This is a genomic window from Xanthomarina spongicola (assembly GCF_003148645.1).
GTDB classification, from domain to species: Bacteria; Bacteroidota; Bacteroidia; order Flavobacteriales; family Flavobacteriaceae; genus Xanthomarina; species Xanthomarina spongicola.
On the sequence record NZ_QGGP01000001.1, the window covers coordinates 622,497 to 639,183 of the forward strand.

Below are 16,687 nucleotides of genomic sequence, written 5' to 3' on the forward strand. Positions count from 1 at the left end.
AAAAGTCCATTTTTAAATGGACTTTTTTGTTTTTTTTACAAGAATAATTAGTGAGCCTCCAACCAATTATCACCAACATCTAAATCGACATCTAAAGGTACTTTTAATTTAAAAGCCTTTTCCATTTCAGTTTTAACCAATGTTTTTATGGTTTCTAGTTCTGGTTTATAGACATCAAAAACCAATTCGTCATGAACTTGTAAAAGCATTTTAGTTTTGTAATTGTTTGTAACCAGCTTGTTGTGAATATTAATCATGGCAATTTTAATAATGTCTGCTGCGCTTCCTTGAATAGGTGCATTTATGGCATTACGTTCGGCAGCTCCTCGAACAACAGCATTTCTAGAGTTGATGTCTTTTAAATAGCGACGTCTTCCTAAAACGGTTTGAACATAGCCATGATCTCTGGCGAAATCTATTTGTTTACTAATGTAGTTTCTCAACTTTGGATATGTTGTATAATAAGTATCAATAAGTTCTTTAGCTTCGGTTCTGGATAAATCTGTTTGATTACTCAAACCAAAAGCTGAAACACCATAGATAATACCAAAATTTACTGTTTTAGCATTACTTCGTTGCTCACGTGTTACTTCATTTAAAGGGACATTAAATACTTTCGAAGCCGTTGAAGCATGAATATCTTCGCCATTGTTAAAGGCTTGAATCATGTTTTCTTCTTCACTTAAAGCAGCAATAATGCGTAATTCTATTTGTGAATAATCGGCTGCTAATAAGGTGTAGTCTTCGTTTCTAGGAATAAAGGCTTTTCTAACTTGGCGACCACGTTCTGTTCTAATTGGAATGTTTTGTAAATTCGGATTATTACTACTCAAACGACCTGTTGCTGCAACGGTTTGCATATAATCTGTATGAACACGACCTGTAGAAGGTTCTACTTGTAGTGGAAGTGCATCCACATAGGTGCTTTTTAATTTGGCAAGTCCACGATAATCTAAAATATTCCGAATAATCTCATGGTCTTTTGCTAAATAAGATAAAATGTCTTCCCCTGTTGCATATTGTCCGGTTTTGGTTTTTTTCGGTTTGTCAATCAGTTTTAATTTCTCAAAAAGGATGATGCCCATTTGCTTTGGTGAGGCAATGTTGAATTCCTCGCCAGCTGCTTCATAAATTTTCTTTTCAAGATTAGCAATATCATTATTGAGTTCTACTGAAAGTGAATTTAAAAATTCCGTATCCAGATTAATTCCTTCTAGTTCCATATCGGCAAGTACACGAAGCAAAGGAATTTCTATCTCATCAAACAATTTTTGGGTGTTGGCTTCACTTAGTTCTTTTGTAAAATGTTCTTTTAATTGAAGTGTGATGTCAGTGTCTTCAACAGCATATTCGGTTTGTTTCTCTAAAGGAACATCTCGCATCGATAATTGGTTCTTTCCTTTTTTACCAATTAATTCCGTTATGGAAATAGGTGTGTAATTCAAATACGTTTCTGCTAACACATCCATATTATGTCGCATGTCTGGATTAATCAAATAATGCGCTAACATAGTGTCGAATAATTTGCCTTTTACTTTGATGTTATATTTTCTAAGGACTTTAATATCATATTTTAAATTCTGACCAATTTTTTCAATATGTTCAGCTTCAAAAAACGATCTTAATTGTTCAATCAACTCTTGAGCTGCGTCTTTGTTTTCTGGAAAGGGCAAATAGAATCCTTTTCCAACTTCCCATGAAAAAGCAATACCAACTAATTCTGCAGTCAATGGGTTTAATCCTGTCGTTTCAGTATCAAAACAAACACTTGTTTGATTCATTAAATTTTTAATGAATAGTTTGGTAGCCATTCCAGAAGCCACACTTTGATAAAAATGTGACGATGTTTCGGCTGTTTTTCTTGTATATTCTGAAACTGTTTCAAGTTTTGAAACAGATGAAGGTTCGCCACCAAACAACGAAAACTGTCCTGAACCAGCAGAGATTTGTTCTTTAGCAGTAGTTTTAGGAGTATTGTCAGCTTTTGAAGCATCAGATAATTCATTAGAAGCAGCAGTATCTTCAGAAGTAAACGTCTTTAAGAAATTATCAATCAAACGTCTAAATTCTAATTCTTGAAACAAATGGGTTACTGCTTCAATATCTGGCTCAGACATTTCAAAGTCTTTTTCATCAAATTCCACAGGAACATCTAGCATAATAGTTGCTAATTGTTTAGAAAGCATTCCTAATTCTTTTGAAGCTTCTACTTTCTCTCTCATTTTTCCTTTAAGCTCATGAGTATTGGCTAAAAGATTTTCCATACTTCCATAAGCTGCTAAAAATTTCTTCGCTGTTTTTTCACCAACGCCAGGTAGTCCTGGAATATTATCGGAAGAATCTCCCATCATCCCAAGAAAATCGATTACTTGCTCTGGACGTTCAACTTCAAATTTCTTTTGTACTTCAGGAATTCCCCATGTTTCATAACCACCTCCAAAAACGGGTCTATACATAAATATATTATCGCTTACTAATTGTGCAAAATCTTTGTCTGGTGTTACCATAAAGGTCTTGTAGCCTTCAATCTCTGCTTTCTTAGCAAGTGTTCCAATAACATCGTCTGCTTCATATCCTTCTTTTACCATAATTGGAATATGCATGGCTTTTAGAATTTCACAAATATATGGAACAGCAATTTTTATGGCTTCTGGTGTTGCATCTCTATTGGCTTTATATTCAGAAAACATTTCAACTCTGTCTACACTGCCTCCCTTGTCAAAACAAACAGCCAAATGGTCTGGTCTTTCTCTTTTTATAACATCTAAAAGTGAATTCATAAAACCCATAATAGCAGAAGTATCAAGTCCTTTAGAATTGATTCTTGGGTTTTTTATAAAAGCGTAATAGCCACGAAAAATTAAAGCATAAGCATCGACTAAGAAAAGGCGTTTTTGTTCAGACATTGGATTGTTTTTGTAAGAACATCAAAGCTACAAAAAAGTTATCAGACCTTTCAGGTTTTTAAAACTTGACAGGACTTTATTTTTCAAAAGCAAAGTGTATATTTGAAACTCAAAAAAATAACAATGAAAACATTCTCAATTGCCATTCATGGTGGAGCTGGAACTTTAGTACAGGGCATGATGACACCAGAATTAGAATCTAAATATAAACAAGCTTTAAAACAAGCCAGGGATTCAGGTTATGACATTTTAGAAAATGGAGGAACAGCAATTGAAGCTGTTGAGCAAGCCGTAAAACTACTTGAAAATTCGCCTTTGTTTAATGCAGGAAAAGGAAGTGTGTTTACAGCAACCGAATCTCATGAAATGGATGCTAGTATAATGGATGGGAAGACTTTAAATGCTGGAGCAGTGTCTTTAATTACAGGAATAAAAAACCCGATAAGTTTAGCCAGAGATGTTATGGAAAAAAGCGAGCATGTGTTTTTAGCAGGAGAAGGCGCTATGCAATTTGCAAAAGAATTAAACTATAAACTAGAAGAAGCATCTTATTTTTATGATGAATTTAGACACAACCAATGGTTAGAAATAAAAGATACAGATAGTTTTCAGCTGGATCATGCCAAAAAGAAAGATTCTAAATTTGGAACTGTTGGTGCTGTGGCTTGTGACCAACAAGGGAACATTGCAGCAGCAACTTCAACTGGAGGCATGACTAATAAAAAATGGGGAAGAGTAGGCGATTCACCAATGGTTGGAGCTGGAAATTATGCCAATAATAAAACCTGTGCTATTTCTTGTACTGGAAGTGGCGAATTTTTTATTCGTGGAGTCGTGGCTTATGATGTGGCCTGCTTAATGGAACATAAAGAATTGTCGTTAGAAGAAGCATCAAATGAAGTCATTAACAAGCGTATTCTCGAATTAGGTGGAGATGGTGGTTTAATAGCAATTGATTCACAAGGCAATATTGCTATGCCTTTTAATACAGAAGGCATGTATCGAGCTAGTAAATCATCTAAAGGAATCGAAGAGATTTCTATTTATAAATAAGGTGTCATTGTAACTAATTTAAAGCAATTAGTTTTAGTACTTAATTTAAGTTATAACCACACCACTTTGTTCCTTGTAATTGTTAAGGTTAATTAAATAAATGGAGCCTCAATTGGTAAAACACTAACACGTCTGTTCTTTATATCATAGAGATCACCATTTGTTAAAATATTGACAATCAAATTTACCATAGTCATTGGTGTTCCTTCTTCTAGAACTTTTTCATTATTATGGGTAAGTGCGCTTCCATCAAAAACAATCACCATTCCAGAACCAATAACAGTACAATCGTTACCATTTTTAATAATCATTCCTGTGTCTTCGGCAAGACCAAAACCAACAAGGTTTGGGAATTTAGAAACAGCTTGAGACACGCGTCCAAAACGACCTCTTTGAATGAAGTGGGTGTCTATAATTAATTCAGGAATAAGCCCTAAACCTTTATACATAGTTACAGCGCCTTTTACAAATGCATCTTTTGGGCTTCCACCTGCAATCATTTCGTCTGTCATAGCCATGGCTCCTGCACTTGTACCAGCAATTACAAAACCTTCTTCGTTTTTAAATCTATCTAATAAGATGTTATGAATAGTAGTGCCACCAATTTTATTTTTAATTTTAGATTGGTCACCTCCAGAAAACATGATGCAATCTGAATCATTTATCAACTGAATAGATTCCTCTTTTTCAGAATCTTCTTTGCTTTTAATATTTAAAACAGTTACATTTTTGCATCCTAAGGTAGTGAAAGCTGTCATGTAGTTTTCTCCAACTTCAACTGGAATACTTGATGCTGTTGGGATTACAACAATATTTGCATTTACTCCTCCTGCTTCTTTTACTACATGATAAAGAATGCCTTCATCAATAAATTCTAAGGTGTGCTTTTCATCACTCCCCATTCCTTTATCTTCATTTCCACCAATCGGAATTAATGTACCTTTAAATTTTTGCATGTAATCTTCTCTTAAAAATTTTATTGTGCAAAAATAAACTAATTTTTTACAGATTTTATATATATTTATAATCTTTCACAATAACTAAATAAAAAATCCAACCCACATGAAGATAAGAGAGATTAATGCCATGAGAGGACCAAACTATTGGTCTGTAAGACGTCATAAATTAATAGTAATGGTTCTAGATCTTGAAGAGATGGAAGAATTTCCATCTAATAAAATTGATGGCTTTTACGATCGATTAAAAACCATGTTCCCAACCATGTACGAGCATCGTTGTTCGGTTGGAGAACCAGGAGGATTTTTTCAGCGAGTAGAAGAAGGAACTTGGATGGGTCATATAATTGAACACATTGCTTTAGAAATACAAACTCTTGCGGGAATGGATGTTGGATTTGGTAGAACTCGTGGTTATGGTGAAGAAGGTGTTTATAATGTAGTTTTTGCATATATGGAAGAGTCTGTTGGTCGTTATGCTGCTAAAGTCTCTGTTGATATTTGTGAAGCTCTGATTGCTGGTGAAGATTATGATATGACTGACGATATTCAGAAAATGCGTGAGCTTCGTGAAGATTCTCGTCTTGGTCCAAGTACAGGGTCTATAGTTGAAGAAGCTGAATCGAGAGGTATTCCATGGATTCGTTTAAATAAATATTCTCTTTGTCAATTAGGTTATGGAGCCAATCAGAAACGTATTCAAGCTACAGTAACAAGTGAAACAAGTAGTATTGGTGTAGAATTAGCTTGCGATAAGGAAGATACAAAATACTTACTGGAACAAGCAGAAGTTGAAGTGCCAAAAGGCGATATTATTAGACGAGAAAGCAGTCTAGAGGAAGCCTGTCGTTATGTAGGTTATCCACTGGTAATAAAACCAGTTGATGGCAATCATGGACGTGGTATTACAGTAGATATTCAAAATTATGATGATGCCTTAGTGGCCTTTAGACATGCAAAAGAAAGTTCACGTAGTGGAGCGATAATTGTAGAAAAATTTATTACTGGAGATGATTACCGTTTGTTAGTTATTAATAATAAATTGGTTGCAGCAGCTAAAAGAACTCCAGCTCACGTTATTGGTGATGGTAAGTCTACTGTTCAAGAATTAGTAGACGAAATAAACAAAGACCCAAGACGTGGTTATGGTCATGAAAATGTGCTTACCCAAATTACAATAAACGATTTAACCAAAACAATTATTAAAGATGCTGGATATACCTTAGAGTCTGTTGTACCTAAAGATGAGATGCTTATATTAAAAGATACTGCAAATTTAAGTACTGGAGGAACTGCTGAAGATGTGACAGATATAGTGCATCCTGCAAATATTTCAATGGTTGAACGTATTTCGAAAATTATCGATTTGGATATTTGTGGTATAGATATAGCAACCACAGATATTTCAAAACCTTTATCTGAAACTGGTGGAGCTGTTCTTGAAGTAAATGCTGGACCTGGATTTAGAATGCACTTAGCACCAACTAAGGGCTTACCAAGAAATGTAGCAGGTCATGTTATTGATAAATTATTCCCAAAAGGAAATACTGGACGCATTCCTATTGTAGCTATTACTGGAACCAATGGTAAAACAACAACAACTAGATTAATTGCCCATATGGCAAAAATGAATGGTTATAGAGTTGGTTATACCACTAGTGATGGTGTGTATATTCAAAATAGATTGCTAATGACTGGAGATTGTACAGGACCTACAAGTGCTGAATTTGTACTAAAAGACCCAACAGTAAATTTTGCTGTTCTTGAAAGCGCCAGAGGAGGATTACTAAGAGCTGGTCTTGGATACAAAAAGTGTGACATTGGTATTGTTACTAACGTAGCAGCAGACCATTTAGGATTGAAAGGAATTCATACAGTAGAACAATTAGCAAAAGTAAAAGGTGTAATTCCAGAAACAGTTTTGCCTGATGGTTATGCAATATTAAATGCAGATGACGACCTAGTTTACGAAATGCGACGTACAGTAAATAGCAATGTAGCCTTGTTTTCTATGGACGAAAACAATCCAAGAATTAAAGCTTTACAACGTATGGGAGGAATTACTGCTGTTTACGAAAATGGCTTTGTTACTATTTGTCGTGGCGAATGGAAAATGCGAATTATGAAAGCCGAAAACATACCATTGACTTATGGTGGAAAAGCAAAATTCATGATTCAAAATGTGTTGCCAGCTATTTTAACAGCAAATATTCAAGGCTTTAGCATTGAAGACATGAAAGCTGCACTAGAAACATTTATTCCTTCTGCAACACAAACACCAGGACGTTTAAATTTATTCGAGTTTCAAAACTTTACAATACTTCTAGATTATGCTCACAATCCAGCAGGAATGTTAGCACTTAAAAAGTTTACAGATGAATTAGACGCAACTGTAAAAGTTGGAATTATTGCAGGAGTAGGAGATAGAAGAGATGAAGACACGAATCTGGTAGGGAGTATTGCAGCAGATATGTTTGATGAAATTATTATTCGACAAGATAAACGCTTACGAGGGAGAACAGAAGAGGAACTTATTAAGTTGTTAAATGATGGTATTCAGTCTAAAGACCCTAAAAAGAAAACAACTATCATCCCCTCAGAAAAAGAAGCCATAACGTTTGCAGTTAAAAATGCTGTAAAAGGTTCGCTTATTATTTTATGTAGCGATGTCATTCCAGATGCTTTAGCGTTGGTTCAAAAATTTAAAGAACAAGATATGAAAGGTGAGCCGTTTCAAGCTTAATTAAACTATGGATTATAAGGAAAATAAATTTGCTAATTTATTCGAGAAACAAAAAGCGAATCAATTTGTTGTTGGTAATACAACCTATAAGGAACGTATAAAAAAGCTAAAACGATTAAAAAATGCTTTAGAATATACTTATAGAGACTTATTAAAAAACGCACTTTACAAAGATTTTAAAAAACCTTTTGTAGAAACTGATTTAACAGAGATTTACTTAGTAATAAAGGAAATTAAAGTAGTAATCTCAAATTTAAAAAACTGGACTTCCAAACAAAAAGTAGAAACACCTTTAGCACTCTTTGGAACATCGTCTTGGATACATTACGAACCTAAAGGTGTTTGTTTAATTCTTTCACCTTGGAATTATCCAATAAATTTAACTTTTAGTCCTTTGGTTTCTGCAATTGCTGCAGGAAACACCGTTTTTATTAAGCCTTCTGAACTAACACCAAATACATCTAAAGTTATGGCAGATCTTGTTAAAGATGTTTTTAATGAAAATGAAGTCGTTTTAATTGAAGGTGCTGTTGATGTGGCTCAAGAACTATTGAAATTGCCTTTTAATCACATATTTTTCACAGGTTCCCCAGCTGTTGGTAAAATAGTTATGGAAGCTGCATCAAAAAACTTAACATCTGTAACCTTAGAATTAGGAGGAAAATCGCCAACCATTATAGATGAAACTGCAAATATTAATAATGCTATAGAAAATTTAGTATGGGGAAAACATATTAATAATGGGCAAACTTGTATTGCTCCAGACTATGTGTGGATTCATGAATCTGTAAAAGGCTCATTTATTGAAGCTTATAAAAAGAAGCTGGAAGTTTATTATACTTCAGATGTTTCAACATCAGATTCTTATTGCAGAATTGTAAATAATAAGCATTATAACAGGTTGGTAAGCTATATTGAAAATGCCAAAGAAACTGATGCTACTATAGAATTAGGAGGTCATTATAATAGTAATGATAACTATATCGAACCAACAGTTATTTCAAATTTAAAGGATGACACATTACTGATGCAGGAAGAAATATTTGGACCGATTCTTCCAATTAAAACTTATAAAAATATTGATGAGGTTATCAATTATATTAATGAAAGAGAAAAGCCTCTTGCGCTATATATTTATAGTAAAAATAAGAGAGTAATAAATTATGTTCTTAATAATACCAGAGCAGGTGGAACATGTATAAATACAAATGCATTACAGGTTACTAATCATTATCTACCATTTGGTGGATCTAATAATAGTGGTATTGGTAAGACACATGGATTTTTTGGATTTCAAGATTTTTCAAATCAACGTGCAGTTTTAAAAAGACACACTATTGGACCACTTAATTTATTATTCCCACCTTATAATAACTGGAAACAAAAAATAGTGGATTTGACCATTAAGTGGTTTTAAGTTTTATAAAAAAAATCTGATTGTATTTGCTCATTCACTCCATCTTGAAACTTGGTCATACTAAACCATTGATGAATTGAATAGCTTCCTATTTCTCCTTGTTTATTAACTGCAATATATCCAACCTGAAAGTTTTTATAATCGCTTTTTGGTTTGTTGACGATTCTGTTTATCGCTTCTTCGCAAGCTTCCTGAGGCGATTTACCTTGACGCATCAATTCAACCACTAAAAAGCTGCCAACGGTTTTTACGACTTCTTCACCTAATCCAGTAGCAACACATGCGCCAATTTCGTTATCTACAAATAACCCAGAACCAATTATTGGAGAGTCGCCAACACGTCCAGCCATTTTATATGCTAATCCACTTGTGGTACAAGCTCCAGAAATATCACCATTTTTGTCTATAGCCAACATACCAATAGTGTCATGGTTCTCGATATTGATAATGGGTTTGTATTCAGATTCTACTTTCCATTTTTCCCAAGCTTCTTTAGAGGCTTCAGTTAGTAGATTTTCTTTTTTAAAACCGAGTTCATAGGCATATTGTTCAGCACCTTTTCCGGCTAGCATGACATGAGGTGTTTCTTCCATAACTTTTCGTGCAACGGAAACAGCATGAGTCACATTTTGTAAATACACAACCGAACCACAATTACCATGTTTGTCCATGATGCAAGCATCTAAAGTGACATTGCCTTCACGATCAGGCAGACCACCTTTTCCAACAGATTGATTCATGACATCGGCTTCTTCAATCATACATCCTTGTTCAACAGCATCTAGAGCATTTCCTCCAGCCTGTAAAACTTCCATGGCTTTTGCTGTGGCATTTTCTACATGCCAAGTGGCAATAACCAATGGTAATGATGCCTTGCTAGTGTTTGCTATAATTTTTTTGTCTTCGGAAGGATTTTCAACACAACTTGCTATAGTGCTTCCAACTGCTAATCCAACTCCAGTTAAGGAGGCGTTTTTAATAAAATTTCTTCTCTTCATAATTCTTAATTTTTTGGTGTATTAGACATTTCAAAAATAAGTTCTCCACCATTCATAATATCTTGATGCGATAACAAAGTGCCTTCAAGAGTTTTTCCATTTATAGAAACCCGTTGCACATACACATTTTCTTTACTTTGATTATTAGCTCTAATGATTAATGTTTTTCCATTTTCTAAATGAATTTTCGCTTCTTTAACCATGGGACTTCCTAAAGCATAATCTGATGAGCCAGGAGTTACAGGATAAAAACCTAAACTACTAAAAACATACCAAGCACTCATTTGTCCAGCATCGTCGTTACCACAAAGCCCATCAACTGTTGGTCCATACATAGTATCCATAATCATTCTTACACGAGCTTGTGTTTTTTCTGGATGTCCAGTCCAATTATACAAGTAGGGAATATGATGTCCAGGTTCGTTGCCATGTACATAATTTCCAATAATACCATCGCGAGTAATATCTTCGTGATTTGAAATGTATTTTTCTTCAATTTCCATAGTGAATAGGGAATCTAAATGCTGTGTGAAACGCTCTTTTCCTCCCATCATCCCAATCATTTTATCAATGTTTTGAGGCACATATAATCCATAATTCCATGCATTTCCTTCAATAAATCCTTGTCCATGTGTGTCCATTGGGTCAAAGTTTTTTCTGAATGTGCCATCAGCTAATTTTGGTCTCATATATCCGATTTTAGGATCATAAACGTTGTTGTAATATTCGGAACGTTTTAAGAATTCTGTTTCAACTGAAATGTCTCCAATTTGATTTGCTATTTGGGCAATGCACCAATCGTTATAGGCATATTCCAAGGTTTTAGATACTGAAGAATGGCTTTTATCATCTGGCACGTATTGATAATCGATGTAATCTCCCAAACCATCAAAATACTTCACGTTTGCTGTATTCACAGAAGCTTCTAAAGCACGTTCTTGATTAAAATCTCCAATATTCTTTGCCATTGCATCTGCAATAACCGATGTTGCATGATAACCAATCATACACCAATTTTCATTGGCATAATGGCTCCAAATAGGCAACATATTATGTGCACTTTGGTCATGATGTGCCAACATACTTTTTATCATATCGTTGTTGCGTTGAGGTTGTGTGATGTTGAACAATGGATGCAAGGCTCTGTAAGTGTCCCAAAGCGAAAAAATGGTGTAGTTTGTAAAACCTTCAGAAGTGTGAATATTTTGGTCTAAACCTCTGTATTGTCCATCGACATCTTCATAAATAATTGGTGAAAGATTGGTATGATATAATGCTGTATAAAACGTTGTTTTTTGCTCTTCAGTAAGCGTTTCAACTTCAATTTTTGATAGTTCATTGTTCCATTTTTCACTGGTTTCTTCATAAGTTTTGTTGAAATCCCAATGTGGAATTTCAGCAACCAGATTTTTTAAAGCTCCAGCCGAACTCACATTAGACAACCCCATTTTTAACTTAATTTGCTCGCCCTCTTCTGTATCAAAATTGAAATATGCTCTAATGTCTTTTCCTGCCATTTCTGGGAAATTTTCATCTTGATTAAAGCGTCTGTAGAAGCCATCATATGTAATGTTATCATATTTTTTATGACCATAACTTTTAAAGGGTTTCGAGAATTGCATGGCGAAAAATACTTTCTTATCTCTAGCCCAACCTTTGGTTTGCCTATAACCTGTAATCATGGAATCGTTTTCAACACGAATAAAAGTCCACACATTTTTATTGTCGTGATGATACACATTATAAACCATATCTAAAATAATATGTGCATCATTAGATTTTGGAAATGTATATTGATGAAAACCTACGCGTTCACTAGCAGTCAATTCAGCTTGAATATTATAGCTATCCAAATCTACTTTATAATAACCTGGAGATGCTTCTTCAGAACTATGTAAAAAAGTAGAATAAAAGCCTTTCTCACCTTCCTTGGTTTCTAAAGGATCAAGCACTAATTTACCTGTGGTTGGCATGATGAGAAGATCACCCAAATCCGAATGTCCTGTGCCACTAAAATTGGTGTGTGCAAATCCAATGATGGTTGAGTCACGATATTGGTAACCAGCACAATATTCATAGGTTTCAGTATTGTATTTTCCATCTTCAAACATGACTTCAAAGTTGGTCTGAGGACTCAATTGAACCATACCAAAAGGTGCAGTAGCTCCAGGAAATACATGTCCCATTTTACTAGTCCCTATAAAAGGATTGACGTATTGTGTATAATAAGTTGTTGGTACATTTAAACTTGTTGTTTCTTCTACGTTTTCGTTTTTAGTTGTTTCATTTTTACAAGCAAATGCAAGTCCTATAATTAGTAATAATATTAGTTTTCTAAACATTTTGTAATTTGTTTTTAGAATTTTTATAACCATACCATAAAATATAACCATAGCAGATTACAATAAATAATAAGGCTGATTTAAAGCCTACGTTATCCGTTAGTAGCCCAAATAATGGAGGAATTATTGCGCCTCCAACAATTGCCATACATAACAATCCAGATGCTTTTGGTTTTAAATCGCCAATACCATTTAATGCTAATGTAAAAATAGTTGGGAACATGATGGAATTAAATAAACCAACAGCTAAAATGCTCCACATACTTAATAATCCTGTTGTACTGATAGAAACAAATATGAGACAGATAGCTATAGTTGCAAAGATTCCAAGAACTTTTCCTGGTTTCATGATTTTGGTTAAATAGGCTCCAGCAAAACGGCCAATCATTGCTCCAGACCAATAAAAAGTAACAAAGACACCAACAATAGCTTTACTATCTTTTTCTGTAATTCCAGAATTAAGAATGCCTTCAGCAATAGATTTCATAAAGCTATTTTCTTTTATAACATCAACTAAATTCATATCAAGAAAGTAGTTAACCAAATAGCTTCCAATGGCAACCTCTGCTCCAACATAGAAGAAGATGCCCAAAACGCCTAACATTAAATTTTTGTTTTTAAAGGCTTCAGCATAGGTTCCTGTGTTTTCTTCGCTAATCATTTTTGGAAGTTTCGCAAAGAGAAATATTCCAGCTATAAATACTATAAATAATGCCAGTCCTAAAAAAGGTGTTTGAACTGCAGAGGCTTCAGAAGCTAAATAGGTGTCTTTTGCCGTTCCTACTAACCCTTCAATCTCTTCTGTAGTTTTAATTTTATCGCTTAAAATAAACAAAGCTCCAACTGCTGGAGCAATGGCTGTTCCTAATGAGTTGAATGCTTGCGATAGGTTTAATCTACTTGAAGCTCCATCTTCAGAACCTAAAACTGCAACAAATGGATTGGCAGCTACTTGCAAAATGGTCATGCCTCCAGCCAAAATAAAATAAGCTAACATAAAAATTCCAAATATTCTGTAAGATGCAGCAGGATAAAAGAGCAAACAACCTAAAGCCATAGTTAACAATCCGAAAATGATGCCCTTTTTATACCCAATTTTAGACAAGATATAACTAGCAGGAATAGAAAGTATAAAATAAGCTCCAAAAAAGGCGAACTGTACCATTCCAGCTTGAAAGTAGGAGAGTGTAAATAGCTCGCGAAGTCTTGGAATTAAAGAGTCTACTAAAACAGTTATAAATCCCCAAAGGAAAAATAACAGAGTTAGTAGAATGAAGGATGAACGATACGATTTTTGTTGTCATTACTAGACCTTTAGGTCATGGCAATCGGTTGTGCTATTTAATAGTAATTTCATCTACAAACAACCAACTTCTGCCATCATGTTCAAAACCTAAATGCCATTCTGGAAGTTGTCCTAGTTTTTTTGCAATGATTTTCACATAACGATAATTACTATTTGGGAGTTTAAATTCTATGGTTTTTAAATCTATCTCGTCTGTAGGTTTTATTTCTTCGAATTTATAATTACCTATTAATTTAAAGTTTTTCCCATCATTCGATATAAAACATTCAACTTCAGTTGGAAAAAATATCCATGAACGTTGGTCTTTTAAGAAGTTTACCGAAATGTTATTTACTGTTTTTTTGCTTCCTAAATCAACAGTCGCTACTAAGTCTGCATCAAAATAGCCTTGCCAAGTTCCTGTTCTATAATCTTGTGTGCCATAAATACCATCGATAAGCGCATTATTTCCACCACCATTATATTGATTGGCATATTCTGTTTCTAATTGTATGGAGATGTTTGGATCTATTTTATAGAATTTTGTTGTAATTCGAGCGCTTTCAGTATTGCCTTTTATGGAATAAACTTCTAATGTTGATGGTTCTGAAATGGTTAATGGTTTTTCATAAACTTTATAGTCATTATCATCTAATTTATATAAAATTTCAGCATCTGTATCGACATTTTCTAAAACGATTTCAGTTTCAACTTTGAAGGCGACTTCGCCTTTTGCAATAAATGGTACAGGAACAATAAGATGTTCAGTGATTTCAGTTTTTGGTATTTGGTTTTCAAGCGTTCCCCAATTAGATGGACTACTTGTCATTTGAAATTCGAGAGCGCCACCATTCATAATGTCACTGTGAGAAATGTAAGTTCTGTCTAATTCTTCACCATTTAAAAACATGTTTTCAATATAGATATTAGTATCACTTAAATCTTTGGCAGTAATAGTGAAATTTTTACCATTTTCTAAATTGATAGTTGCTTTTTTAAATAAAGGTGTTCCAATAATATATTGATTTGAAGCTGGTGTTACAGGATAAAAACCCAATGAAGAAAACACAAACCAAGCACTCATTTGTCCGCAATCTTCATTTCCGGAAATGCCATCAGGAGCATTTTTATATAATTCGGTTATAATTTGATGCACTTTCTCTTGTGTTTTATGTGGCTTGTTTACAAAATTATATAAATATGCCATGTGGTGACTCGGTTCGTTTCCATGTGCATACTGGCCTATGAGTCCTGTAATATCTGCTTGATCTCTTCCTGAAGTTTCAGCTTTAGCTGTAAACAATGCATCTAAATTTGCTTCTAACCTGTCTTTTCCACCAAGTAAATTTATAAATCCTGAAATATCTTGTGGCACATAAAAACTGTATTGCCATGAGTTGGCTTCGGTGTAATTGAAATTCACTTCGTAAGGATCGAAAGGAGCAAACCAGGTATTTCTAAAACGGCCTCTCATAAACTGAGTCTCTGGATCGAAAACATTCTTATAATACTGAGCCCTTTCTGTATACGTTTTGTAAGCGTCATCTTTTTCTAAGGCTTTTGCCATTTGGGCAATCGTCCAATCATCATAAGCATATTCTAAAGTTTTTGAAACCGATTCGCTTTCTTCTTCTACAGGAATAAACCCGAATACCTTATAAGATTTTAGTCCTAGTTTGTCACGTGTAGCCGAATGAATCATAGCTTCGAAAGCTTTTTCAGCATCATAATTTTTTATGCCTTTTAAATACGCATCAGCAATAACTGGAACAGCATGATATCCAATCATACAACCAGTATAGTTTCCTGATAAATCCCAAATAGGCATAATGCCACCTTCGTTATATTTTGCTAAAAAAGTATTTATAAAATCGTTGGTTCTATCGGGTTCTATAATTGTGTAAAGTGGATGTGCTGCTCGATACGTATCCCAAAGAGAAAAAACAGTGTAATAGTCGAAATCTGTTGTTTGATGAATTTTCAAATCCATACCACGATAACGTCCATCGACATCTTGATATAAGTTTGGAGCAATCATGGTGTGATACAATGATGTGTAGAAATTGGTTTTGTAATCTTCATTATTGCTTTCTACTACAATTTTTTCAAGTTGTGTTTCCCAAGTATTTTGGGCTTCAATTTTAACTTCTTCAAAAGTTTTGTTGCTAATTTCTTTATCTAAATTCTTTTTGGCACCAGCTTCATCTACAGCTGAAATTCCGATTTTAATTTCTAGAACAGTGCTTTCAGAAGTATCAAATTCAAAAGCGGCTTTCACTTTTTTTCCTTCACCTATATCATTTAAAAAAGTCATATTTTTAAAAGGTCTCGAAAACTGAATGTTATAGAATAACATTTGATTTGTAGCCCAAGCTTTAGAATGTCTAAAACCACCAATTTCAGTGTTGGAATATACAGTTGCCTTAGAATTTAGAACTTCATCTCGATGTTCTAAATCCAGAATAACAATTTGTTTTGAATCTTTAGGGAAGCTGTATTTATGAATCCCACTTCGTTTAGAAACCGTCAACTCTACATCAATTTCTGTTGAATCTAAATGCACTTTGTAATAACTAGGTTCTGCAATTTCATTTTCGTGTGAAAAATGAGCGCGATAGCCTTTTTTGCCATCATATCCATTATTAAAACGGACTTCATTGGTTGGCATCAATAAAATATCACCATAATCTGAAACACCAGTCCCACTTAAATGTGTATGCGAAAACCCGTAAATATATTCGTCGGAATAATGATAACCAGAACAACCATCCCAACCATCCAATCTTGTGTCTGGAGAGAGTTGCATCATGCCAAAAGGCATGGTTGCACCAGGATATGTGTGTCCATGACCACCAGTTCCAATAAACGGATTTACATATTTAATGAGATCCTTTTCTTTTACTGCTTGGAGATTTTTATGATTCTCTAAACAATTTGTTAGAGAGAGGATTGCGAATAAAATAAAAAGGCGTTTTAGCTTCATTAAA

General features: G+C 34.1%; 9 protein-coding genes. 3 read left to right on the forward strand and 6 right to left on the reverse strand.

The window, feature by feature from the left end:
* Positions 1-47 precede the first annotated feature (47 nt).
* Positions 48-2,906, reverse strand: coding sequence for a DNA polymerase I (gene polA, locus LX78_RS02825; RefSeq protein WP_109681115.1), 2,859 nt, complete (start codon positions 2,904-2,906; stop codon positions 48-50).
* Positions 2,907-3,029: 123 nt separating this feature from the next.
* Between polA and LX78_RS02830 the strand changes: the two genes are divergently transcribed.
* The gene (locus tag LX78_RS02830) at positions 3,030-3,959 is read left to right on the forward strand and encodes an isoaspartyl peptidase/L-asparaginase family protein (protein WP_109681116.1); all 930 of its coding nucleotides are present in this window, start codon (positions 3,030-3,032) and stop codon (positions 3,957-3,959) included.
* A 92-nt stretch (positions 3,960-4,051) separates the two neighbouring features.
* On the opposite strand, the gene LX78_RS02835 is transcribed toward LX78_RS02830, so the two are convergent.
* Positions 4,052-4,915, reverse strand: a complete 864-nt coding sequence (locus LX78_RS02835) for a cyanophycinase (RefSeq protein ID WP_109681117.1) — start codon at positions 4,913-4,915, stop codon at positions 4,052-4,054.
* A gap of 106 nt (positions 4,916-5,021) precedes the next feature.
* Between LX78_RS02835 and cphA the strand changes: the two genes are divergently transcribed.
* Entirely contained in the window at positions 5,022-7,658 is a 2,637-nt protein-coding gene (cphA, locus tag LX78_RS02840) for a cyanophycin synthetase (protein ID WP_109681118.1), read from the forward strand.
* 7 nt (positions 7,659-7,665) lie between these two features.
* Positions 7,666-9,075, forward strand: a complete 1,410-nt coding sequence (locus tag LX78_RS02845; protein WP_109681119.1) for an aldehyde dehydrogenase family protein — start codon at positions 7,666-7,668, stop codon at positions 9,073-9,075.
* Here the strand turns inward: LX78_RS02845 and LX78_RS02850 are convergent.
* The 4 genes from LX78_RS02850 to LX78_RS02865 form a co-directional block, all read right to left on the reverse strand.
* Entirely contained in the window at positions 9,072-10,073 is a 1,002-nt protein-coding gene (locus LX78_RS02850) for an isoaspartyl peptidase/L-asparaginase family protein (protein ID WP_109681120.1), read from the reverse strand. The genes LX78_RS02845 and LX78_RS02850 overlap by 4 nt on opposite strands.
* 5 nt (positions 10,074-10,078) lie before the next feature.
* Complete coding sequence (locus tag LX78_RS02855) at positions 10,079-12,415, reverse strand: GH92 family glycosyl hydrolase (protein ID WP_109681359.1); 2,337 nt, start codon at positions 12,413-12,415, stop codon at positions 10,079-10,081.
* Positions 12,408-13,688, reverse strand: a complete 1,281-nt coding sequence (locus LX78_RS02860) for a sugar MFS transporter (RefSeq protein ID WP_109681121.1) — start codon at positions 13,686-13,688, stop codon at positions 12,408-12,410. The genes LX78_RS02855 and LX78_RS02860 overlap by 8 nt, the downstream gene beginning before the upstream one ends.
* 64 nt (positions 13,689-13,752) lie before the next feature.
* Complete coding sequence (locus LX78_RS02865) at positions 13,753-16,683, reverse strand: GH92 family glycosyl hydrolase (protein WP_109681122.1); 2,931 nt, start codon at positions 16,681-16,683, stop codon at positions 13,753-13,755.
* Between the last annotated feature and the right edge of the window lie 4 nt (positions 16,684-16,687).